This is a genomic window from Pirellulales bacterium, from assembly GCA_035939775.1.
Lineage (GTDB): Bacteria > Planctomycetota > Planctomycetia > Pirellulales > DATAWG01 > DASZFO01.
In genome coordinates this window covers 49,182-75,139 of sequence record DASZFO010000380.1, presented here as the reverse complement: position 1 = coordinate 75,139, position 25,958 = coordinate 49,182, and the positions used below count along the sequence as shown (strand labels likewise).

3 protein-coding genes and 1 tRNA gene are annotated in these 25,958 nt (G+C 62.9%); 1 reads left to right on the top strand and 3 read right to left on the bottom strand.

Annotated features, from left to right (window positions below; translation table 11 throughout):
- Nucleotides 1-79 precede the first annotated feature (79 nt).
- Both VGY55_25410 and VGY55_25405 read right to left on the bottom strand, forming a co-directional pair.
- The gene (locus VGY55_25410; protein HEV2973330.1) at nucleotides 80-22,714 is read right to left on the bottom strand and encodes an autotransporter-associated beta strand repeat-containing protein; all 22,635 of its coding nucleotides are present in this window, start codon (nucleotides 22,712-22,714) and stop codon (nucleotides 80-82) included.
- Nucleotides 22,715-23,487: 773 nt separating this feature from the next.
- A tRNA-Gly gene (locus VGY55_25405) sits at nucleotides 23,488-23,560 on the bottom strand.
- A gap of 402 nt (nucleotides 23,561-23,962) precedes the next feature.
- Between VGY55_25405 and VGY55_25400 the strand changes: the two genes are divergently transcribed.
- The gene (locus tag VGY55_25400; protein HEV2973329.1) at nucleotides 23,963-24,463 is read left to right on the top strand and encodes a transcriptional repressor; all 501 of its coding nucleotides are present in this window, start codon (nucleotides 23,963-23,965) and stop codon (nucleotides 24,461-24,463) included.
- Nucleotides 24,464-24,528: 65 nt separating this feature from the next.
- Here VGY55_25400 and purB read toward each other — a convergent pair whose 3' ends face one another.
- Nucleotides 24,529-25,956 carry an adenylosuccinate lyase gene (purB, locus tag VGY55_25395; GenBank protein HEV2973328.1) on the bottom strand — a complete coding sequence of 476 codons (1,428 nt, stop codon included), beginning with the start codon at nucleotides 25,954-25,956 and terminating at the stop codon, nucleotides 24,529-24,531.
- Nucleotides 25,957-25,958 lie beyond the last annotated feature (2 nt).

Sequence of the window (25,958 nt, the reverse complement as noted above, 5' to 3'; positions counted from 1 at the left end):
AACGGCACCCGCCGCGGCCCGGTTCCCTACAGATTGAACACGATTCCCCGGGTCGCTAAAGGCGATTTCGCAAACGATCCTATTTACGGGCAATCCGTCGGCGCCAAGCCGGAACCAAGCAGGCCAAGCTCCCGAGGACCAACAGCAGCACGGACGAAGGCTCGGGGACGGAAGCAGCGCCGAGCGATGCACCGCCGGCCCCGGCGGAACCGGTCAACGTCGAACCAGCAGTCGATGACGAACCATTGTCGGCCAATAGGCTCGTGGAACTCGATGTGGTGCCGGACGCGAACGGCTCGTTGGAATCCAAGGAACTTGCCACTGCCAATCCGCTCGATGCGACTAGCGGGTTGCCGCTGGCGTCCGAGGCGTCGATTGTCACCAATGCGGCCGAAGTCGATGTACCGCCGATAATCAGCGCCCCCTGGACGATATGGTTGGCGGTCAGGCTGTCGCCGGCGTTGACTTGGGTGGTGCCGGTGCCATCGATTCCGCCAACTCGTTGCACGCTAGCGGTGCCGGAGACGAGCAGGCCAGCCGCCGCAGAGCTGTTGTTGTTGATCTGCGCCGAATGGGCCGCGGTGCCATCCGAAAGGGCCGAGACCGAGTTGGCTAATTCGAGCGTGGCCGCGCCGTTCACGTTCACGTTGGGGGTCACGCCGGCGCCGACCGTGGCCGAGCCAGTCGCCACGTTGAACTTCACGCTCCCGGCGTTCACGTTCACGATGCTGCCCGCGCCGAGCGACGGAGCTTTGTCAATTTCGAGTGTGCCGATTCCGGCCTTGGTCATCGTTGCAGTGCTGGCCAGCGCCACCTTGCCCGGGAATGTAGTGTTCGTCGTTTGGGTATCGGTCAGCGTTGTGCCGCTGGCGACGTTCAGCGTGGCCGAGCCGGTTCCCGTCCCCGTCGTGGCGAGACTGGTGATGGCCTGGTTGCTTCCAAGGTTTACAACTGAAGTCTTTCCAGTGGCTACACTGAGAATCAGCGAACCGTTGCCGATCGATCCCGTCGATGTCGTCGTCAAGGTGCCGTTCAAGACCGTCGTGCCGCCGGTATACGCGCTGGGAGCGGTCACAGCAAGGGTGCCGACACCGTCCTTGGTGACACTGAAGCTGCCGCCACTTTCTGTGAGGCCGGCGAGCGTCAACGTGCCCGCTCCGTTGCTGAGGAGGCCGTTAACGACATTGAAGGTGACGCTGCTATTGAGCGTCGTGGCGCCGAGGTTCAACGTAAAGGGCGACCCAGCGGCATCGGTGGCATCGGTGACGTTCAAGGTGGCGGCGCCGCCGACGCCGACCGTTAGTGTGCCCATCGTAATGGCTGGGTTCACGGCCGACATGCTGGACAGGTCGATCGTCGCCGTATCGGCACCAGCGAGAGTCACGTTGTTCGCATAGGTGGCCGCGGCGCCGACCGTGTATTGGAAATTCGTGATATCTTGAGTTGCAAATGAACCCCCGGTGGCCCCCGTGAATCCGACGTAGGCGGTGCTATTCGCGCCGCCCAAAATCGTAGACATATTGACGCCAGTGTAGGTGTGGCTGAAGTTGGTGCCCGCGATCAGATCGACGAGGTTCTCGGTTAGAGTCTGACCGACCGGATCGTACGCCAGCGTGACATTGATCGGGTTGCCGGCGGGTGACCCGGTGGGACTGGCAAGCACAACCGGGGCCGTCGAAAAATTGGTCGCGTTATTGCCAATCGTGCCGTTGGTGCCGAAGAATGTCCCACCAGAGGCCAGAGTCGGATTGTTCGGCGGATAAATATTGAGTTCCACGGCAGCACTTGGCTTGATGCCGGTATTGGTGTCGCCATAGCCCAACAGGCCACCGCCGCCGCCGATTGCCGACGGGCCTCGGGTGTCATTCTGCAACACGAACGTAATCCCGTCCGCTGGCGGATTCGACCCGTTCTGGAACTGGTAGGTAAACGACGCGCTGAAGCCCACGGTGCCACCATTATTCTGATATGGCACAAGCGTCTTGTAGAACGCGCTCCGCGTTGCGCCGACTGGATTGACTGTCAATTCCAGCACGTTCGAGTTGATAAAACCAGGAGCGCCGGTGCCATTCTGCTGCCAGCCGATGCCATTTCCACCGAACCCGCTCGCCAAGCCAAACGGCGCGACGCGCAAGGTGCCGGCGTTGAGCGTAACTGGGCCGGAGCCCAGGGAGAACGTCGTGCCCGAGGCCACCGTCCCCGTCGTGCCCAGCGAAGCGTTCAGCATCGTGCCACCGGCATACGAATTGACCGCGCTCAAGGTCACCTTGCCGGCGCCGTTTGCAGCAAGGGCGCCGCTGCCGCCGATCGCGCCGCTAAGCGTCAGCGCGTCGCCGACCGCGGTCGTGGCGACCGTCGAATTGGAGGCGAGAGTGATCGGGCCGGCCCAAGTGTTCACGCCAGAGTTGGCCAACGCCCCCGCGCCGTAGATCCCAGCGCCGGCGCCGTTACCATTGAGCGTCAGCGGAATCGTTCCGCCACCACCGCCGACAAGGTTGCCGTAAGTAAGCGGGCTGCCACCCGTGCCACCGGTCAACGCGAGCGTGCCGCCCGAGGTGACCGTCGCGGCCGAGCTGTTTCCTAGCGCCGACGAATTGGAGAGAACGAGCGTACCGGCGCTGACCGCGGTCGTGCCGAAGTAGGAGTTGGCCACCGGGAGATTTACGGTCCCAGCGCCGGACTTCGTGAGCGAGCCGGGGCTGCCTGCGCCACCGTCGCCGATGGCGCCGCTGAGCGTTAGGGCATCGCCAGTTGCAACGGACGTATCGGAGACGATTCCACCGCCGGCGCCGAGAGTGATCGCACCAACATACGTGTTGTTTCCGGTGGTGCTATTTAGCGTGCCGGCGCTCGTCGCCCCGCCCAGAGTCAAGCCAATGGCGCGCCCGGTGAGCGACCCGGCAACAAGTCCACCTCCGTTATAGGCATTACCGAAGGAGACCGCGACGCCGGTGGCGGCTTGCAGTTGCAGTGTGCCGGGCGTGGCGCCGGTGCCGGCGGCCGCGCTCGAAGCGTTGCCGAGGCCCAACGAATAGCTACTGCCGCCAATCGTCTCGGTGTCGGCCAAGTTGAGCTGACCGGCCGCGACCTGCAACGCGCCGGTGAAGCTATTGGCTCCAGAAAAAGTCACCTGCCCGCCAGCCCCTTGGACTGTGACCGCGGCGGAGCCGCCGATCCCGACGTTATTGCCGGCGCCGTTTTGCATCACATAATTCACGCCACCATTGCCTGGACCGGTGTTGCTGAACACGACCACCGCCGGCTGGACGCCGGCCGTCGGCGTGATCGTCACGGTCGTATTGGTAATCGTGGGGAATGGAGAGACCGTGCTCTTGTCGGCAAACGAAACGGCCGCGCCGTTTAGATAGTTGACGGGCGTCGTGCCGTTGGCCCAGTTCTGCGTGGTGTTAACGTCCCAATTGCCGGAGTTCTTGCCGGTCCAAGTCAGCGGAGCCGGCGTGAGCACTACGTCGATCTGGCTCAGTGCCGTGTTGTTGACCAACTGGTAGCTATAGACGGCGGACAGCGGCAGGTTCGCGATCGCATCCAGACTCATGGACCCACTGTTGGCGCCGGTAAATGTCAGGCCAGTGCCATTCTGCGTGCTCGTAACCGTTCCCGCGGCATAAGCGAACAAGTCGTACGTATAAGTGGCCAGCGTCGTCGGAACCGTCCCGGTCAGCTTTACCGTATCAGCGGCATTGCTAACGAAGGCCAAGGTGCTGCCGCTCACATTGATCATCGGGTTGGTGGTCCCGTTGGGGGTCGTGGTGAGGCTGAAGCTGGAGAAACTTGGGCTGGGACTTGTCGCGGCAAAGGTCAGTCCGCCGGTCAAAATGAGCGGCGTCCCGGCCAGCGCGGCGGCGTTCGAGCCTCGAATCGTGCCGCCGCCATTGACGGTGACCAGACCTGCGATCGAGCCGGCGCCGGAGAATGCGCCAGAAAGCGAGCCGCCATTATTCACGTTAACGGCGGCCGTGCCGGTGGGCGATCCAGTCGTGCTGCTGATAACCAAGTTCCCGCCGTTGGGTCCACCGCTGGCGAGACCTGCATTCACGGTCGAACTCGATTGCATGCTCGTCGCCACGGTTCCAAGAAACACATTTCCGGCGCCGGCGACAGAGATCGTGCGACCGCCGCCGCCGTCGCTCAAGGCGCCGAGAGTGAGAGTGCCAGTGGCGTTGCCAGCTCCGACCGTGTTGTTGGCCACATTGAAGATGGCGTCGCCATTGAGCGTCACGGCGCCGACGTTCAATCCGTAAGCGACGCCCGTGGGCGCCGTCGTGGCGGTGACGTTTAAGGTCGAGGCCGCGCCACTGTTAACGGTCAGAGGACCGACCGTGATCGCGGGATTGGCAACCGTCGCGGCGACGTCGATCCCCGAGATCGTCCCGGAATTCATCGTCAGGCTGTTGGAGTAGGTTGCCGTCTGACCGGCTACGAACGAGAAATTGCTTATTGTCTGGTTCGAGGCGACGCCGCCCGTCCCGCCGGTAAAGCCGATTGTGGCGACGTTCCCCACGGAGCCCGTTAAGTTGGCGGCGACGGTCGTGGAAAAGGTATTGTTATTGTTCGTGTCCGTCAACGTCTCCGTGACGACGTTCGTCGTGGGGTTGTATGACAAGACGACATTGATCGGGTGGTTCGAGTTGATACTGACAGGCGTCGTCGGCGTAAAGGCCGTATCGGCGGTCAAAGTTCCGTTCGTGTCGAGCGCCGTTCCCACAATGTTGCCCGCACCCCCGGTGTAGATGTTCCATACCAGTTCCGCGCTGGGTGTGATGCCGGAAGCGCCTTTCGCGCCGCCGGTTCCACCCAAGGCACTCACGCCGCGAGCGTCGTTTTGAAGCATGAACGAGCCGCCATCGGCGCCCCCGGCTGACTGATAAGTAAACGATACCGTGAAACCGTTGGCGATCGGCACGGTCGAGGCGTTATACCATGCACTGCGAGCCGTGCCGCTGGTCGTGTTAGCGCCGGCATCGGTCAGTTGCAATACGTTGGCGATCGGGAAGGGCTGGACGGTGAAGTTGGCGTTGGCATTATTGACCGACCAACCGGGGCTGGTTGCGCCCACCCCGCCGCCAAAGCCGCTGACCACGGGACTCGTCGGGGAGAGCCGCAGGGTCCCGCCGCCGAGTGTTACGGGCCCGGTGCCGAGCGAGAACGTAGTGCTTGCCACCGTAAGGCCGCCCGCCACCGTCGTGCCGCCGGCATAGAAATTCGACGTGGCCAGGTTCAACGTGCCGCTGCCGGACATTGAAACCGTGCCGCTGGTGCCACCGTCGCTAATTGGCTGGCCATTGCCGATCGTATACGTTCCGCCGCCGTTCACGGCAGGGACTACGAGCGCACCGGAGGTGCTAATATTAAGCCCGCCATTGACATTGATGGTCCCTGGGCCGTTCAAGGTTGTCGTTGCCCCGGTGCTGTTGACGAGGGCGGAAAGATTCAGCACGTTGTTCGCGGCGGCCGCGGCAATCGACGCGCCCGAATTGATCGTGATCGGGCTCGCCCAAGTCACACTTGCATTGGTTCCGGTGCCGGCCGCGGTCAACGCTCCGGTTCCCCCGTTGGCTGCCGTATTGCCGGTAGCCCCGCCGCCGGCAAGACTGAGCGGAATCGGGGATGAATTGGCGGCAGTCAGGCCAAACGTGGTGGCGCTGTTGTTCGTGTTGTTCGTCAAAACCAGCGCGCCGCCGGAGTTGACAGTGACGGTGCCAGACGTGTTGCCCAGCGCCGTGGCGCTTTGCAGAGCGAGCGCGCCGGAGTTCACCGTGGTGGTTCCCAGATAGGTATTCGCTCCAGCGAACGTCACGATCCCGCCGGCTCCGCCGTTAACGGCAATCGAGCCCGCGGCGCTGACGCCGCCGTCGCCAATAGCGCCGTTGACAACCGTGCCGCCGGGACCGACGAACGTCAACGTCTGCGGATTGGCATTGGTGCCGATCGTCACCGCGCCGCTAAGCGTCAGCACGTCGGTAAGGCCGGTGGTGGCGATCGTCGCATCGGTCGGAAGGCTGATCGGACCGCCATAACCACTGACGCCAACGTCCGTCAGCGCGCCATTGGAATTGACCGACGTGCCAGGAATTGTAGCTCCCGTGCCGGTGCCGGAGAGCGAGAGCGGGATCCCCGCCCCGCCCGTAGCCTTGAGCCCGGTCGGGCCGCTATTGTTGAGCACCAGGCCGACTGCGCCGCCGATCGTCAATCCGCCGGTCGTGTTGCCCAAGGCATTCTGCGAGGCGAGGATGAGCAGGCCGGAGCTGACGGTCGTGGTGCCGTGGTATGTGTTTGGGCCGCCGAGCGTGGCGTCGCCGGGACCGGCGACGACGATCGACAGGGCATTGACGCCAGTGGCAAGATCAACGATCGCCCCATTCGCGGCCGAACTTCCCGCCCCTTGGAATGTGATGCTGGCGGGCGACGTATTGCTCGCATTGTTAATCTGACCGCTGAGAATCAGTCCGTCGGTCGCCGCAATCGAAGTCGAACCGATCGTCGCCGCACCGCCGGCAATGGTGATCGGGCCGGTGTAGGTGTTGATGCCGCTCTGGCTGTTCAGAGCGCCCGCGACGCTCGGCAACCCGGTGCCGATGCCACTGATTGCCAGCGGAATCGTGCCAGACGACGTGCTGTTGCCGAACGTGACGTGCGAACCGGACACGGAATTCAAATTCAGGCTAGTGCCCGTGCCGACCGTAACGCCCGACGAGGCGCCCAGAGCGTTTCCGGCGTTCGCCGACGCGGTTCCATCACCCAGATTGAGCTGGCCGAACTTGACCGATACCGGGCCGCTAAAGCTGTTGGGGGAATCGAGCGTCACCTGGCCGCCGGCAGCACCGTCGCCGACGAGCTGGATTCCGGTGGCACCGGCGATTCCGATCGTCCCGCTCTGGTTCTGGATGGTGTAGTTCACGAGGTTGTTGCCGAACGTGACGCCAGTCAATCCGCTGCCTGGCTGGACGCCGGCAGCTTGCACGATGACGGTCTGCGGGTTCGACAGCGGCGTATTTCCGGCGCCGTAGACATCCCCGAAGATCACTTGCTTGGTGTTCGCAAACGCCACGTTGTTGTTGTTCAAGTCGACCCAGTTGATGCTCGTGGTATTCCAAGCCATGTCTCCCGACAAATTGCTCCAGGTCAAGGCGACCGGCTTCACCGTCAAGTCGATGAAATGAGTTGTGCCCGACGTGACATTGCTCAATGAATACTGATACAGAGCGTTTTGCGGCAGGTTGCCCAATGTCATGCTACCGCCGCCGGTAAACGACAGCGCATTCGTGCCGTTGCCCGTGTTGGTCAGCGTGCCGTTATAGCTATACAACTCATACGTGCTATTGACGGTGGGCAGCGTACTGCCATTGGTGACGTTGACCGTGTTGGCCCCGCTGACGCTAAGACTCGTTCCGCTGCCGCTCGTCGTCGCGATCAGCCCGGCGGTGTTGTTTGCCAGCGATCCATCGAGCGTGAAGTCGCTGATGGAACCCGTGGGAAGAGTCAGCGAAGGACCGGCGCCGGTGACGTTAAGGGTTATCGAGGGGCTCGATTTCGGCGAAATGCTCCAGCCGCCGATGTGGCCGCTCGAGCCGACGGTGACGCTACCGACGACCGTTCCCCCTGGGCCGCTGCCCAGCGCGGTGGCGCCCTGAAGCGTTTGGCCGCTGGCCACGGTGAACCCGCCGCTGCCGGTTACCCCGGTGACGTTGAGCGTGCCCCCCAACACGTTGATCGCTGCGGAGCTGGGGATGTTGTTCGACCCCGTGGTTTGCAAGTTCAGCGTGCCGCCGCTGACCGTGGTGCTGCCCAGATAGCTGTTGTTGGTGCCGCCCGACAAAGTCAACGAGCCGCTCGACAGCGGAATGCCGACGTTGATCGAGCCGGCGCCGCTGATCACACCCGAGAAAGTAGATGACAGGTTATCATCGTTGCCGATCGACAGGGTGTTGCTGCCGAGCGCAACACTGCCCGAGCCGCTCAACGAGCTGATCGTCTGATTCGCGCCGACGGTGAGCGTGCCCCCGCTGGCCACGGTCACTTGGGCATAACGGCCGAGCGAGCCGTTGACCAAGTTCGTGCCGGCCGCGCTGGAAACGAGATTCGCGTTGCTGCCGATGCTGACCGTGGTCCCCTGGACGAGGCTGGTCGCAACCGTGCCGAGAGTCGTGGTCGTGTTGGTGGTGCCATTGAACGCGAGATTGCGAGCGGTGCCGAGGTCGTTCAACGGGCCAAGAACCAGCGCGCCGATGCCGGAACCGTTGCTAGACACGTTGAAGACATACTGCGTGTTGCTGCCCGTCAACGACACGGTCGACGCCGCGCCGGTAGCGAGATTCAGAGTATAGTTCTGGTTCGCGGCGGTGCTTCCGCCGGTGACCGAAAGCGTGATCGGCACGGCGTTGAAGTTGCCCATCGTCATCGTGCCGGTCAAGGCGGACGAGGCAGTCCCGGTCACGTCGATCGTGGAACTCGCCGTGACATTGGTGGCGTTTAGGTTGGACGTGGTCAGCGTGGTTCCGCTGACGGCCATGATATTTATCTCGCCGGCGGCGACTGCATTGAACGTGATCGACTGGAGCGTGGCGCCTTGGTAGGCGGCCGGCAGCGTATAGTCGGATTCCAGGAGGTTCGGATTGGCCGGGCCTGCGTTATAGAGAGGATTTGCGCCGGTGGTGTAGCGGTAGCTCGCGTTGATCGCAAAGTTCGGGTTGCTAAACCAGTCGGGCGCAGCGCTGCCGACCGTGAGGCTGGGGGCATTGGCGAAGTTCAAGATCATGTTGAAGCCGCCCGGCCCGTTGCCGGTCCCGTGCAGCACACTGATCGAATCAAACTGAGCCGGGGTGGTCAGCGTCAGCTTGGCGGTCGTGGTCGAGCTATTCAACTGCAGGTCGTTGTTAACCAGGCCGCCACTGGCTGTCGAGTAGGGCTGGAATTGGAAGGTGACGTTCGAATTGGCGAGGCTGGTAAACGATGCCGGCGCCCCTGGCGACGGCGCAGCCGGGAGTCCTCCCGTGCCGCCGGAACCAACAGCGCCATGTTCGAACAGCACGCTGCCAGCGGCGTGGGACGGCCCGCCGCCGTCGAACGCGGCCATGAGGGGAACGATCGTGGCCGGGGTCGCTTGATTGGCCGCCAGGATCGAATCCTGGTTCCATCCGGTGAGGGCGACCGGCGTCAAGTTCGCGAGCTGGGCCGAAGCGTAGGGCTGCGCGGTCTTCAACTGCAGCGTGCCGCCACCCAGGGTGACAGTTCCGGAGCCGAGAGCCCCTACGGCGCCCGCCACGATCGTGCCTCCCGCAGCGCCAACGCCACCCGTATTTCGATTCAGCGCGGTGAGCTGGACGATGCCCGGTCCGTTGTTGGTAATCCCGCCGCTTCCGGTGATCTGCCCGGCGATGGTCACGGTGCCAAGGCCCGTGCCGGTGCCGTCGGTGCCGCCGCCATTGAGCGCGCCAGCGTGATAGACGTTCAACGTAACGTTGCCCGGCAGCGCCGACGATCCCTTGAAGGTCACTCCGTAGTTCAGAGTGCCTGGGGCGGTCTGCGCGGAAATCGTCAATGCCCCGCCAAAGTTGGTGGTCAATCCGCCCATCGTGAAGTTGGGCGTCGCCACGGTGGCCGCCAGATCCATTGTTCCGCCGCTGCCGGTCACGGCCACGTTAGTGGCATAGTTGCCGGCCGCGCCACCGGAAAGCGAGTAGGAGAAATTGCTAATGAGCTGCTGCGATTGCGAATTCTGGCTGGCGCCGGTAAAGCCGACGTAAGCCGACGGGCCGTTCAACACCGAGGCCAGATTCACGCCGGTATACACGGTGCTAAACGTATTGGCCGGGACGAGAGAATCGGTCACCGTCTCGGTGAGCGTTTGCGCCGTGGGGCTATAACTGACGCTGACATTGATCGGATCGCCGTCGTTGAGCCACTTGACCGGCGTATAAGTCAGCCCGTTGCTGGCGGCAATCGTGCCGGGAACGGTGCCATTGATTCCGAGTGCGGTGCCAACGCCACCAAGAGCGCCATTCCAGATATTCAATTCGATCGCGACGCTATTCGTAATACCCTGATAGCCGAGTCCCAAACCGACCGGCGTGCCCGAACCCGCGGCAACCAGCGCGGCGGCGCCGCGCGGATCGTTCTGCAGTACCAGAGCGACGCCGTTGCCCCCCTTGGTGAGCCCCGGAGTGTAGGTGAACGATGCCGAGAAACCACTGCTGCCGCTGGCATAGGGAACCGGAGTGGAATAGAACGCGCTGCGGGCTTCGTTAGCGGTCCCCCCGTCGGTCAATTGAAGAACATTTACCGATGGAAAGACGGTATACGGATTGGTGCTTAGATTAAAGTTCGGAATGGAAGTCAAGTAGCCGTTACTAAAGGCGATGTTTTGCGGATTGTCGGTGATCGTCCAGCCGTTCGATTGCGTCGAAGTTTGCGTCGTGCCGCCCGTCGGGGCGATGCCCCAATTGTTGCCGAATCCCGACATGGAAGCGGAGCCGGGCGCGGGAAGCATTTTCAAGACGCCGCCGCTGAACGTCACCGTTCCACCCAGGGCCGTCGTGTTGCCCGACACCACGCCGGGGGCGGGCGAGTTGACGTTCGAGTTGATCGTGGTGTTGGCGAAATTGCCGCCGTTCAGGGTCAACGTGCCGTTTCCGCCGTTGCCCACCGCGCCATTGCCCGTCAACCCGACCGTCACCGCGTTGGACATATTGTCCGAGCTGCCGACGATCAGCGCGGCGCCAGTCCCCAGCCGCACGGCGCCGCTACCAGCGAGCATGCTGACCGTTTGACTTCCGCCGTCGGCCACGGCGAGCGTGGCCCCAGTCGCAATGTTCACCGCGGCGGTGCTGCCGAGCCCGTTCTGGGAATTGTCGATCAGCGTGCCGCCGTTGCTGATGTTCACTTGGGCCCCGGAAAGGCCGCTTGTGCCGGCACCCAACGTGACGGTCCCAGAACCGGTGAAGTTCAACACGGCGCCGGACGACGCGGCATTCAACTGGCCGAGCGTCAGGTTGACCAAGCCGCCCGCCGCGCCCGACGAGACGTTGAACGTGCTCGTCGCGGGGACTTGCACGGTGCCCGAGCCAAGAGTCAGATTGAACGGTTGCCCGCCAGAGGGAAGTTGACCGTCGGAGACCGCGCCGGTGGAGTTGGTGACGTTCAGCGTCGCGTTGTTGCCCATAAGCAACTGGCCGGAGAACGTGGCCCCTTCGGCGTTCTGCAAGTCGATCGTCGAAGTGGCACTCGCCGGGATGCTGACGTCGTTTGAGTAGCTAACCGAGCCGGAGGTGATCGATCCCGTCAATGTGCCGCTGAGGCCCATGATATTCATATGGCCATTCGGACCGGCGCCGGCATTTGCATCGGTTCCGCTGCCGTTGTTCGCGCCCGTGAAGCTTCCCGTGTGGGTGATGGTGACCGAGGTGAGCGTCAAGTTCTGGTCGGCCAGCGGCACTTGGACATCGGTCTCGTAGAGGGTCGTTCGAGGCAACGCGAAGTTCGGTCCGCCGCCTGCATTTTGGGAGCCGTTCGTATTCGAAGCTCCGCCGCCGAGGAATGTCCCGTTGTTGTTCCCCATCGTCACATAGCCAGCCCCGCTGTAAGCGATGGTGTAGATCGGATTGACGCCATTGACTGGGGCGTTGTAGTTGGACGGCGTGAACCAGTCGCCGGCGAACAGCCCTTGTTGGGTGAAGCTCGTGCCATTGCTGAAATTCAGCGTGGCGCTGAACCAGTTGTTGCCGTTGCTGGTTCCGTTCAAGATCGCGATGCTCGAATAGCTGCCGGGGTTGGCCAAGGTCAACGTGCCGGTCGGGGTGGTATTCTGCCGATTGTCCGCGTTATTCGCAATTCCGCCCGATCCCAGTGCCAAGTCGTTCTTGGCGTTGTATGGCTGCAATTGGAAGACGGCATTGGGATTGCCAAGGCTGACAAAGGACCGTGTGGCGGGCAAGCCGATGTTGCCGACGGCCTGAGAGCCGGGCATTCCCTTCTGGTACAAGGCGTTCTGGCCGTCGCCAAATCCGGCGGTCGTGCCCGATTGCGGACTGGCCTCGCCTGGCCCCCAAATCACGTCCTGGGTGTAGCCGGTGGTCGCCACCGGGGCGATCGGGGCAAGCAGCGTCAGCGTGGCGCCGTTGTTCACCTGCACCTGGCCGCTGCCGAAAACGCTGCTGGTGGGTCCGACGGCCAAATTGCCCTTGGCGACGATGGTGCCATTGCTGTAGTTGTTCGGAGTGGCCGTTGCGTTGCTGAGGATCACAGACCCGCCGGAACCGCTCCCGACGACGAGCGCATTGCTGCCGGTCAAGGGGCTAGCGAAGTTGAGCGTGCCGCCGCCGCCACCCAAGCGATACGTGCTGCCGTTGGGTGTGAGCGTCCCGCTGTAGGCTACGCCGGGGCCGGCCGCGGCGCCGAGGCTCAAGCCGGAATAGCTGCTGAAGTTGAGGTTCTCGCTCGTGCTGGAGGCCAGGGCCAAAGTGCCTTGCGATCCGGTCGTGATCAACGAGAGCAAACTGGAAACCGGCGTGGCGCTGGACGCGTTATAGCCGGGACCGGCCGCAACGGCGCCGCCCGCATTGACGGTGATATTGTTGCTGCCGTTGGCCCCGACCACACCCAGTTGCAACACGCCAGCGTTGACCGTCGTCAGGCCGCTGTAGCTATCGCTTCCACTCAAGACCACGGTTCCGCCGCCGGCGCCGCCGACCGTCAGACCATTGCCGCCGCTCAGAACGCCACCGGCGACCGTGAGCGTGCCCCCGCCGCCGCCCAACAGATACGTTGAACCGGCCGGGGTAATCGAGCCGGAGAAAACTACGTTGGCGGTCGTGCCCAGGCTGAGACTCGGGTAACTAGCAAAACTGACGCTCTCGCTATCGCTCTCAGTCAACGCGATGGTTCCGGACGAGCCCGTGGCGATGGATGAAAGCATCGACGAGATGGGTGTTCCTGTCGTCGTCGCGCCCCCAGAAACGCCGATTCCTGGACCGACGGCCACGGCGCCACCACTGCCAATGGTGACTAGGCCGCTGCCGACGGACGACATCCCGTTGTATTGCACCACGCCCGAAGTGACGTTCATGGTGGTGTAGCCGTTGGCCAGGCCGCTCGTGTTGGCCAGAACCAAGGTTCCGCTGCCCGACATCGTCAGCGCGGACGCGCCGGTGATTTGGTCATTGATCGTCAACGCGTTGTTCACCGTCAGGATCGTGGCGCCCGTGAGATTGACAGTGGCCTTCGTGCCCAAGGCGGTGCCGTCAAAAGTCAGGCTGCCGCTATTGGGACTGGCGAAGGCAGCCAACGCGCTGGGGCTGGAGAATGTGAACGTTCCGCCGCTCGTGCCCAGCGAAACTGGATTGGCCAAAGCCGTGGCGAAACCACTGTCTTGCAAGGTCGTTCCGCTGCCGAGCGTCAGGGCGCCGGTGCCAAATGGGCCGCTGGCAATCGTGGTCGTGCCGGTCGCATTGCTGAGCACGGTGCCGGGGGCGGCGCCCAGCAATGTGCCGGCGGCATTGCCGCTGCCAACTCGCAGCGTGCCGCCGCTGAGCGTTGTCCCGCCGCTAAAGGTATTCGCGCCACTCAGGGTGAGGGTGCCGGCTCCACTCTTGGTCAACGCCACGGCTCCCGTGCCGTTTTGGATCGTGCCCGCGAAGTTGTTCGATCCGCCGCTGCCGCCCAACGTCAAAGTAGTAGCCGCGCCGCCGTTCGTGACGGTTCCAGCGCCGGTCAACTGATCGAAGCCGAGGGCGTTGCCGTTCAAGTCCAGGGTGCCAGCCAGGCTCAGATTCACCGTGGTGCCGCCAGGCAGCGCGCCGGCCGCCGTGGCGCGAACGGTTCCCCCCAGGATGTTGGTCGGGCCGGTGTAAATATTCGTGCCCCCCAATACCAATGTGCCGCTCCCCGCCTTGGTAAAGCCCGAACTGCCCGAAATCACATCGTTGATCGTGGTCGTGTTGGCCACGGTAAGGACAGGGTTGCTCGCGATGGTGAAGGTAGCCGGGGATGTCAAGCCAGTGCCGTCGAAGGTCAAGCTGCCGCCGCCGGCGCTGGTTAGCGTCGTGCTTCCCACGAGCGCAACCGAGTTGGCAAGCGTGATCCCAGAGCCGTTGTCCTGGAGGATTCCATTGGCCAGGGTGAGTGTTCCGGTGCCGACCGGGCCGCTGGTAATTGTGGTTCCGCTTACGGTGCCGGCGCTCAATTGGAGCTTGCCGCCGCTCAGCGTGGCCCCGCCGCTGAATGTATTGGTTCCGGTGGGAATCACCGTCCCGGCGGCGCCGTTGCCGCCGATAACCAGGCTATTCGCGCCAGTCAGGTTGCTGGAGACGGTCAGCGTGCCGCCGCCGCCACCCAAGAGATAGGTTGAATTGGCGGGCGTGAGCGTGCCGGAGTAGGTCACGCTCGTGGTCGCTTCGGCGCCGAGGCTCATCGACGGGACGCCGCTAAAGCTCAAGCTCTCGGAGCTGCTGCCGCTCAAGGCGATCGCGCCGGTCGAGCTGACGTTGAGCAGCGGTAGAAGATTCGTCGTGATCGATCCATAACTTGCGCCCGCGGAGACCGCGGCGCCGGAGCCGACGGTGATGATGCCGGGGAAGTTCGCGGGAACGCCGGGCGCCGTGTTCAATTGCAGCGTCCCGGCGCTGACGGTGGTGACGCCGGTGAACGCGCTGCCGTTGTTGATGATCACGGCGCCGCCGGAGCCGCCGCCGCCAACGACCAGGCTGTCGGCGCTGCTCAGTGCCCCAGTGATCGACAGGGCGCCGCCGCCGCCACCCAGGCGATAGGTCGTGCCGTTGGGAGTCAACGCGCCGCTATAGACAACCGGGCTGGCCAACGTGCCGCCGACGGCGCCGAGGCTGGCGGCAACGAAATTCGATCCGCCGCTGCTCGACCAATTGAAAGCCTCCGAACTATTGGCCGTGATCGCAATGGTGCCGGCCGACGTGTTGCTGATGTGATTAAAGAACGAAACCTGCAGATTGGTGTAAGCCGGGCCGGCCGCCAGCGTGCCGCCGAAATCGGCAAGGCTCAGCGGAGTCGCGCTCACGCCTCCGAGGCTGACCGTGCCATTGCCGAACGAACTAAGTGCATTGAGCTGGAGCACTCCCGCTTCGGCGATTGCATTGAAGTAGGAATTGGCAGCCGGCGGCGCGCCGAGGATCAACTTGCCGTTGCCCCCCATGATGATTGACTGCGTGCCGGTGATTCGATCATTGACCGTAACCGTGTTGTTTACGATCCAACTCACCGCGGTCGTGGTCGCACTCCCCGTCATATTGAGAGTGGCCTTGCTGGTCAGCCCGGTGCCGTCGAAGGTGATGCTGCCGTTGCCGGTGCTGCCGATGATGAAGCCGCCTTGGCCGGCGTTGATCGACACGTTGTTGGCCAACGTGATGTTCGTGCCGTTATCCTCCAGGATCGGAGAGTTGATCGACAAGGTCAGCGTGCCGGTGCCGAGCGGGCCGCTCACTAGTGACTGAATCGGCGCGGATCCCGAGACGATCGTGCTGGCCCCGACCACCAGAGTGCCGAAGTTGAGCACCGTGCCACCGCTGAAATTCGAACCCGGAATCGTGATGCTGGCGTTCGCCGGTTGGTTCAAAACCAGAGTGCCATAGGGATACTTATTGTTGTTGTTGCCGACCGTTAGAATCGCGCCCGTGCCGGTGCCGATGATTCGATCGTTGATCGTGGTGGTGTTATCCGTGATTAAAGTGACGTTGTTGTTGAGCAGGCTGAAAAAGGCAGGGGCGCTCAAGCCGGTGCCGTCGAAGGTGAGACTGCCGGCGCCGGTGCTGTCGAAGTTAACCGGATTGGCCAGGTTCATGACCACCGAATTGGCGAGCGTGATGTTAGTGCCGTTGTCCTGGAGGAACGACCCAGTGTTGCCGGCGCCGTTGATGGACAAGGCCCCGGTCCCGACGGGACCGCTGACCAACGTTTGGCTGCCGAACGTTCCGGCAACCGTCGAGCCAACGGCAAACCGTAGCGAGGGCCCGGCCAAGAGGAGCGTGCCGAAGTTCACGTTGGTGCCGTTGTTGGTGCCGGAGAACGAGTAGGTGCTCTGCGCGGCCAATATCAACGTGCCGGTGCCGCCGATCGTGACGTACGGGTTGCCCGCCGCATTGGCCATACTCAACGTTCCAACGATTGGGTCTTTGATGATCGTGGTGTTGTTGACGGCGATCGATTGGGCGGCGGCGAGCGAGCCAAACGAAATCGTGGTCCCTGGGCCGCCATCGAGAATCAAGCTGCCGTTGCCGGCGCTCGTGAACGCCGACGGGTTGTTCATGAATTGGAGGCTGAGCGTATTGAACGCGTTGAGGACCAACGAATTGGCCAGCGTGATGTTGGCGCCGTTATCGCTCACGGCCGGCGAATTATTGAAGACGATCGGGCCGGTTCCCACGGGACCGCTTTGCAGGCCCCCGCCGCTCACCGCCGAACTCGAGTTGACCTGCAGGACGCTGGCAAACTTGCCGACCGTTTGGCTGGCCAGACCTGGGCTGAACCATGACGCGGCGATTGTGCCGTTGACGGTGGTGCCGCCACTGTACGTGTTTTCTCCACCGAGCACGACAGTGCCCGCCATATTGTCGTTGAACAGGGTGACGCTGCTCGCGCCGGTCAAGGGCGCCGCGAAATTGAGCGTGCCGCCGCCGCCACCCAAACGATAGACCCCGTTGGGAGTGAGCGATCCGGCGTAGGTGACGTTGTTGCCGTAAAGCGCGCCCAAGCCGGCCGTTATGAAATTCGCGCCGCTGGAACTCCAGTCGTAGTTGTCGATGCTGCTGCCGGATAGCGCGATCGTGCCGGCCGAGTTGTAGAGAATGCGATTGAAGAAAGTCGATTGCAGGTTGCCGTAGATCGGGCCGGCGGCCACGGCGGCGCCGGCATTGACCGTGACATTCGCGCCGCTGCCGGCGATCGAAGCCGGCGAGAGGAATTCCAACGTGCCAAATCCGAGCGTTCCGTTGACAATGGTCCCGCCGCTGTACGTGTTGGTGCCCGAGAGAACCAGATTGCCGATGCCGCTCTTCGTCAGCGTCGCCGCGCCGGTGACCGATTCGGCGAACGTGGTGGAGATGTTGTTGACGGTCAATGTCGAGTTGGCTTCCAGCGCGATCGTGGATGGGGTCGTCAAGCCGGCGCTTGAGAACGTCAACGTGCCGTTGCCGGCGCTGCCGAGAGTGGTAGTGCCATTGATCACGACGGAGTTGGCCAAAGTGATCGGCATGCTGCCATCCTGAAATCCGCTGCCGTTCAAAGTGAGCGTGCCGGTTCCGATCGGGCCGCTGACCAGCGCGCCCCCGGAAACGATCGAACTCACGTCGGCCGTCAAGACGGCCTGCGCGACTGAGAATCCACCCTGTACCAACGTGCCGCCGCTATAAGTGTTTTGATTGTAGAGACCGACGATCCCGCCCGAGTTTCCGACGGTCGTGTTGGTGATCAGGCCGTTGACCACGCCGGTGCCGTTCGCGTTCGTCTGCGACGTGGGATTCCCGGCCACGATCACGCTGTTGGCCCCGGTAAGCGGGCCGGTGACGGTGAGCGTGCCCAAGCCGCCTCCCCCAAAACGGTAAGCGCCATTCACAGCGCCCAACGTCCCGGAATACACAACATTCGTGGCGGCCCCGAGGAAAATGGGCGCAGTCGGCGTGAAATTCTCGCCGTCGTTAATCGCCAGGGCGATCGTGCCGGTCGAGGACGCAGTGATCAATGGGCTCAACGTGGCCAGCGGCGTGTAAGTGGGGGGCGTCCCGCTAAATCCCGACCCGGGGATTACCGTGCCGCCATAGTTGATCGCGATGCCGGAAGTGAGACCTACGGCTCCGGCGACGTTGTACTGGAGGACACCCGTGTTGACCGTGGTTACTCCACTGAAATTGTTGGATCCGCTGCCAAGGACTACAGCGCCGGGACCGGATTTCGTCAGACCGATCGTGCCGGTGATTTGTGAATTGATCAGCAACGCGTCGTTCGTGCCGTTGTTGGTGTCGTTGTTGATGACGATCAGGTCGGTGCCGTTCCCGGAGGTCAATGAGTTATTTTGAATGGTCTGAAGATTGTTTCCGGTATTGTTGGTCATCAGAATGCCGCCGGACGTAAATGTCGTCGTCCCGGAGGCCAAGCTGAGGGTGACGGCGTTGCCGCCGTTGTTGATAATCATGGAGTTCGCTGTCAGGCCGCCGGCGGTGGCGGTGGCGTTGACGTTGTAGTTCACCGTCGCGGAAGTGAAGGCCGATCCGTTGGTGAGCGCCGCCGCGGCGATATTGCCGCCGCCCGTGCCGCTGTTGGCCCAATTGCTGCCGCCGAACGTGGCCCAGCCGCCCAAAATGCCGTTGACGCTGGCGGTGCTGGTATTGATCGTGCCGCCCGGATTGGCGGTCGAGGAGCCGAAGTTGACCGTGCCGCCGACGGCCCGCGACGCCAGGGCGCCAAGGGTGAGAGTCGTCGAACCTGTTGTATTCGTAATCGTCGAGCCGGCCGCGTTGACCTTCCAGCCAGCCACGGTTTGGGTGCCGCTGTCGCTATACGTTCCACCGCCGAGCACCAAAGCGCTCGACGCACTGATGTCTCCGCCGGGGACCGAGAGCACCCCGGCGTTGACGGTCGTCGGACCGGTGTAGGTGTTGGCGCCGTTGAGCGTCTGAGTGCCATAGCCCTGCATTGTCACACCGAGCGTGCCGGCGCCGTTCTTGATTGTGCCGCCGAAGGTCGTCGAAAGATTCAGGCCGCCGCCGCCGAACGTCAACACGGTCGCGGCGCCGGAATTGGTGACCGTCCCGCTCGTGGCGCCGGTGAGGGAGCCGAAGCCGCCGGTGAGCGCAGCGATGGTTTGCGCATTTCCAGCCAAGTCGAGCGCGCCGTTGAGCGTCACGTCCGTGGTGCGCGGCAGGCCGCCGACCGCCGTGGTTTGGATCGCGCCGCCGTTGACAAAAGTCGGGCCGGTGTAGGTGTTCGTGGCGCCTAGGACCACCATGCCGGCCGTAGCGCTCGGTCCATTTACCGTCAAGCCGATGGGCGTGACGCCGTTGTTGACGATTGCCGAGGAAATCGTGAGCGAACCGGCAGCATTGAATTGATTGACGATCAGGTCCCCGCCGTTTCCACTGGTGAGGCTGCCGCCGGTGATCGCGCTGGCGTTCGCGCCCACGACCGAGCTGACCAGGATGCCGCCACTGGTGATCGAGTTAGCGCCTGTCAGCGTCACCGTGTAAGAATTGGCCGTGCTAAAGAGCAGGCTGTTGACGCTAGCGCCGGGACCGGCGCTGCTGTTGCCGTTCAGATTTAGGTTTGTCGTGCCGTCGACCCAAACCGTGCCACCGGGTGCGTTCAGGGCCGTGATTGTGCCGCCGCCGACCGCCCAATCCGTGCCGCCGATGGTCGCGAATCCGGCGAGGATGCCGTTGCTACCCGTGGAAGTGGTGCTGATGCTGCCGCCGCCCGCACCGGGAACGGTGAAATTCACAGTGCCTCCGGTGAGGCGACCGAAAAGCGATCCGAGGGCCAAGTTTCCCGCGCCGTTGTTGTTGATGACGGCTTCGCCGGAACCGACCAACCAGTTATTCATGGTTGTGGCGGCGGCGCTATTGACGGTGAACGCTCCGTTTCCGATCACCAATCCAGTGCCAGTCAAGCTGCCAGTAACCGTCAGATTGGCATTGGAGACCGTGGTCAAGCCGGTGTAGGTGTTGGCTCCGGAAAGCGTGAGCGAGGCGGCCCCGACCGTGAGGCCGGCGATCTTCGTCGCGCCGCCGTTCTGGATCACGCCTGCGTAATTCGAAACCGAACCAGGGCTGACCGAAGTGCCTACGGTCAGGACGCTGGTCGTGCCTGCCAGTGTGTTGGTGACGACCCCGGTGCTAGCGCCTAAGAGATTGTTGATCGCTTCGCTCGTCCCGTTGAGATCCAAGGTGCCGCTGTTATTAACACCGCCATCGGTGCCGCCGTTAAAGATTTGGTCGCCACCGGCGCCGCCGATCGGCAATGCGCCAACAATGTTCCCCAATTGCACCGTGCCACCGCTGTTGATCGTCAATACGACGAACCCGGCACCCGATCCGCCGAGCGAGTGTACGCCCGGGCTGGTCTTGGCCAAAATGAGGGTTGCACCGCTATTGACGATGGCGGTGAAAGAGGGGTTGTCGGCGGTACCGACCAACTGCAGGGTGCCGTTGCCAGTGAGTGTAATCCCTGCGCCGCCTGCCTGGTTCGTGGCACTCAAAGCGCCGCTCATAATCGCGTCAGGAACTCCCGCGGGAATCCCAGCGCCATGGATCACGTTGATTGTTTGTCTGGCGGTGCCGAAAGCAAATGCGTTCTGTAACACGATCGTGCTTGTCGCATCCGCAGCCCCCAGGGTCAACGTGCTGCCGTTTGGAATCCAACTGCCAGTTGGCGCAGCAGACCAGGTAATCGCCGTCCCGCCGGTGTTGCTGATCGAGGCGCCGATGTTGACCACCGCGCCAGGAGCGTATCCGGCGAAGCCCGAGTTGCCGGTGAACTGCACCTGATTGGCGCCGGCGCCAAGCGAACGGCCAAATAAATTGGCGGTGGGGAGCCCGAGACCGATTACGCCGCCGTTCACGGTCAGCCCACTGACTCCGCCGGAGTTGGCGATGCCGCCGGGCAAAGCCGTGAGGCTCGTGAGTTCCAATACGCCGCCCGCTGCGGTTGTCACGCCGGTGTACGTATTGGCGCCCGAGAAGGCCACGGTGCCAGTGGTATTAACCGTAACAGTTCCCTTGCCGGAGATGACGCCCGAGTACGTTCCGGTCGGGCCTGCCGGGTTGTTGAATACCAGCTTGGCGTTATCGGTGATGTTGCCCTGGAGGCCGGACGTGGTGCCTTGGAGCGTGCCGGCGCCGGCGGCGACCATGGTGCCACCCGAATAAGTGTTCACCCCGTTGAGAATCACCGTGCCGCCGCTCGCCCCACCCAACGTCAGGCCGGTCGGGGTGCCGTTGTCGACGATATTCGAGGAAATTGTGAATGAGCTGGACGTGTCGAACTGATTGACGATCAGGTCTGTGCCGTTTCCGCTGGTCAAGCTCCCGCCGGTGATGGCTGTGGCATTGTTCGCGACGGCGGAGCTGACCAGAATGCCGCCCGAGGTGATGACGTTCGTTCCACTGAGGCTGACGGTGTCGGCCGCCGCGGCAGCGAACTGCAGGCTGTTGGTCGTCACGTTGTTGTACGGCGAATTGGTTGCCAGCGTCACCGTGGTGTTATTGCCGGCGCTCCAGGTGTCGGGTGTGTAGGATGCAGGCGCCAAAGGTCCGATCGTGCCGCCGCCGACGGCCCAATCGGTGCCACCCCAAGTGGCCCAACCGCCGAGGATGCCGTTGCTGCCGGTCGAGGTCGTGCTGATGCTGCCGCCGCCGGCGGGCGGAGTGAAATTCACCGTGCCGCCGACGTTGCGCGCGGCAGTGCCCAGCGCGAGGGCGCCGGCGGCCGTCTCACCGATCGTGGACGCGCCGGAGTTGACGGTCCAGCCGCTCATGGTTTGAGTGCCGGTGGCGTTGGCGCCGTTGAAAGCCCCGTTGGCGAGCACCAGGGCGCTACCGGTCAAGCTGCCGGTGATATTGAGAGTGCCGCCGTTTGTTACCGTGGTCGGGCCGACGTAGCTGCTCGCGCCCGAAAAAGTTACGACGCCGCTGCCGTTGACCGTCACCCCACCGGAACCAGTAATAGCGCCGGCATAGGTCCCTGTGATGCTCTGATTGAACGTAACGTTGGCGTTATCGGTGATGCCGCCCTGCAGCGTGACGGTCGTCCCCTGGAGGACGCCGCCTGAAACCGTGGTGCCGCCGGAATAGGTGTTCGCCGCGGAAAGAGTCAACGTGCCGGCGCCGATTTTGGTAAGACTGCCGCCGGTGCTGGTGAGCGCGGTGGCGAAGGTCACATTCTGGCTGTTGGTGTCGACGCTAATCGCTTGGTTTGCCAACGTGCTGAAGCGGCCGGAGTAGTCGGTTTGGTTGGCGATCGAGTATTGCAGGGTCCCCCCGCCGAAGCTGATCGTGCCGGTAGTGCCGAGGGCGCCGCCGCTGCCAAGGGTTAGCGTGCCGCCGTTAATCGCCGTGCCGCCCGTATACGTATTCGTTCCCAGCAGGGCCAGAGTGCCAGTCCCGGACTTCGTCACGGCGAGAGTCGCGGTCCCGTTACCGCCGTTGGAAATCACTCCCATCATTAGGGTATTGCCGGCCCCGTTGACCGTTAGCGCCGAGTTGGTCGTCACAGCGCTGGCCATGGCGACGTTGCCGCTGAATAGCAGCAATGCCGACGGATTCGCCGAGTTATCCGTAAACGTGTAACTCCCCTCGATATTGATGGGAGAGTTGATCGTCTCCGTGACCGCGCCGACCGTACTCGTCATCTGGATCGTGCCGCCGGAGGTCAAGAGCAGCGTGTTTCCGGAGTTAAACCCGTTGGCACCGATGATGTACGCCGGAGCGGCGGCCGTGTCGAAAGTGATGCCGCCGATGTTCTGCGTGGTGGAATTGATGTTGACCGTCGAGTTGGAGAAGGTTCCGGTGCCATTGAAAGTGGCCACGTCGGGATTATTCACGACGGTAGTCGAGCCCGGTGCTGCGCCCCCAACCCAGTTGCCGGTGGTCGACCAGTTGTTGTCAGCGCCGTTGCCGTTCCAAATCTGGCTGGCGGCCTGCGCGGTCGCAGCGCCGAGCAATACGAGGATTGCAGCGACGGCCAAAACCCGCGGAAAACGCCCGCGGTCGGTCGCCCGCGGCAAAAAGCGCGACGCCCGGCAATGGGTCCGTGACGACCAAGGCGCATTCAACTTGCCACACCCGTCATTTGGTGTGGAAAGCCCGGGATTAGAATCGGGACGCCTGTCGAGGGAAGGTCCGCACATAGCCAAAGGCTCCTGACCGGAAATGAATCTGGTGGGCGAAAAAGTTTGCGTCAACTAACCGCTCTCTCCGCAAAACCGCGCACGCGCCGGGCCGGCGTCTCTCTGCAAGAACCGGCGGCCGCTGTCTCCGCAACTCCCAAACCGGGAGCGAAAAGCAATAGATAAGAGGTCTCAAATACAATAGTTAGGGCCGGCGCTCAAAGCAAGCTGCCGAGCGGGAAACACGAGCCGACCTGGAATTCCGCCCCCGGGCACGACAAAAAACGCCGACCCGCGCACGCGTCCCGCTTCGCGAGGCGCGTTGTCGCAGTGTGCCACAAAGCTCCATCCCCTGCAACGATTTTGATTGAGTTTTTTAGGGATTATTGAGATTTTTAAAAAGGCCGTCCGGGCCGGAGCGTTTTTCGGCGAGCAGGCGCGCGGCGATAATCCCGCAAGTGCCGCGGGTCATTGAAGTTGCCGATGGCATCGCCGGCTGAGCTACGCGGCAATAATCTCGTTCAGGGAGGAACTGATTCGCGGTTTGAATGAGCGGATCACAGCGCAAGACCCGACGAACGGGTGACAAAGCTGCGTTTGGCAAAACCAGAAACGGTTATGCATTGAGAAAGAGCGGGCGAAGGGACTCGAACCCTCGACATCCAGCTTGGGAAGCTAGCGCTCTGCCAACTGAGCTACGCCCGCGGGGAGGTCGATGATCGCCATCCGGCCGGCACCAAAAAAAGCGGTTGGTGCAGGCGGCTTGGGGATCGTCCAACTCGATCGAGTATAACGTGGCTTGCTCGCTCGGTCTATCGGGCCTCCCGGTGGTCCAGGGCTTTTGATTGTTTCAATTTGCGTGGGCGGTGATAGACCTGAAATCAGCGCAAGTCGTTTGTTGGTGGACCGGGGATAGCGATGCTTGCACCTGCGCAAGTCTCCCTTTGTGAAAAAAGCAAAAGCCCTGCCCGGTGGTCCCTCGTTGTCTCAATGGGTCTGTTTCGGCACGCTGAAGCCCGGCCGCGGAGGTTGAGCAACACTTGTTACCGTCGCGGGATGATCTAGAATTCAGTGGTAATTCTCGGTCCTTTTTCCGGGTCAGAGCAAATGTCGCAAGACTTCTCATTGGGCACCGTTGAGGTGGCGCTCAAGCCGCTCGAACGGTTTGCCGAGTTTCTGCAAAGTCGCGGCAAGCGGATCACCGTGCAGCGGCGGATCATCGTCGAGCAGGTCTCGTTGCGGCACGAGCATTTCGATGCCGACCAATTGCTCGTCGATCTGGCCAAGGTGGTCGATCATCGCAAGGTGAGCCGGCCGACCGTCTATCGCACGCTCGCCGAAATGGTCGAAGCGGGATTGCTCAGGAAAATGGACCTCGCCGGCCGGGCCGTCTATGAGCACGACTACGGCTATCCGCAGCACGATCATCTCTACTGCCAGCAGTGTCATAAGCTGATCGAATTCGCCAGCGAAGACGTGCAGCGCATTCGTGACGCGGTGGCGCGCGAGCACCAGTTCCGCGTCGTCGGCCATCGCCTCATCATCACCGGGATTTGCGCGGAGTGCCGCCAGGCACGGCAGAAGATGCGGCGATTGGAACTGGTTTAGGCCCCTGGGCAGGGGATTCGGGGCTCGGGACTCGCAAGGACGGGCGTCTGGCACGCCGCTCACGGCTAAACGTTCACTTCGGCGGCTGTGCCAAGCGAATCCGAGTAGCGGCGTCGGATGGGGGCGACGATTTCGGCAAGGAATTCATCCACCTGCTCAGGCGCGCGGCCGATGAAGTGCGCGCTGTTGACGGCTCGCTTGAGATCGACGGCCGCGAAAGCCGGATCGTCGGCGAGCCGTTCGAGCAAATCATTCCTTGCGCCCTGCGTTTTCACTTGTGCGGCGGCGGCTTGGCTGTGCCGGCGGATTCGCTCGTGCAGATCCTGCCGATCCCCTCCAGCGGCCACGCCCGCCATCAAGATCATCTCCGTCGCCATGAATGGCAGCTCCTCGGCCAGATTGCGAGCAATGACCTGCGGATATACGACCAGGCCGGACGCGATGTTCTGGTAAAGCAACAGCAGAGCATCGACGGCCAGGAAGGACTGCGGAAGCACGAGCCGGCGATTCGCGCTGTCGTCGAGCGTGCGCTCAAGCCATTGCGTCGATGCCGTGGCGGCGGTGCTCGATTCGAGGCTCATCACGAATCGGGCCAGCCCGCAGATGCGCTCGGCTCGCATCGGATTTCGTTTGTAGGCCATTGCGGAGGAGCCGATTTGCTCTTCCTCAAAGGGCTCCTCCAATTCCTTGCGATTGGCCAAGAGTCGCAGGTCGGTTGCCATCTTGTGCGCGCTCTGGGCGATCCCGGAGAGCGCCGCGAGCACTTGTGAATCCACCTTGCGCGAGTACGTTTGTCCTGTGACCGGGTACGTTGCATCGAAGCCCATTTTTCGCGCCACGAGTTCGTCCAGTTGGCGGACCTTCTCGTGGTCGCCGCCGAAGAGCTGCAAGAAGCTGGCCTGCGTGCCGGTGGTGCCTTTCACGCCGCGGGCCTTGAGTTCGTCGATCCGGCGCTCGATTTCCGAGAGGTCGAGCGCGAGGTCGTAGGCCCATAAACAGGCCCGCTTGCCGACTGTTGTCGGCTGCGCCGGCTGCAAATGCGTGAAGCCGAGGCAGGGCAGGGTACGATGCGATTCGGCGAACGCCGCGAGTTGATCGATCGTCGAAGCCAAGCGGCCGGCCAGCAGCTTCAACCCGTCGCGCATCAACATCAAATCGGTGTTGTCGGTGACATAGCAGCTCGTGGCGCCAAGATGAATGATTCGCCGCGCTTCTGGGCATTGATCGCCGAAGGCATGCACATGGGCCATCACGTCATGGCGGAGCTTGCGCTCGTAACGGTCGGCCGCGGCGAAGTCGATCGCGTCGATATGCGAGCGAAGTTGCTCGATCTGCAGCGCGGAAATATCCAGCCCGAGTTCGGCCTCGGCCTCGGCCAGCCAGACCCAAAGCCGCCGCCAGGTGCGAAACTTGCGCTCGGAGCCCCACAGCGCACTCATCTCGCGCGAGGCGTAGCGATTGGTCAGCGGATTCTCATAGAACTCGTGCGACATGC

Excerpts from the sequence above, each read along its gene's own strand:
- VGY55_25400 (HEV2973329.1), top strand. The coding sequence starts at position 23,963 with ATGTCGCAAGACTTCTCATTGGGCACCGTTGAGGTGGCGCTCAAGCCG.
- purB (HEV2973328.1), bottom strand. The coding sequence starts at position 25,956 with ATGTCGCACGAGTTCTATGAGAATCCGCTGACCAATCGCTACGCCTCG.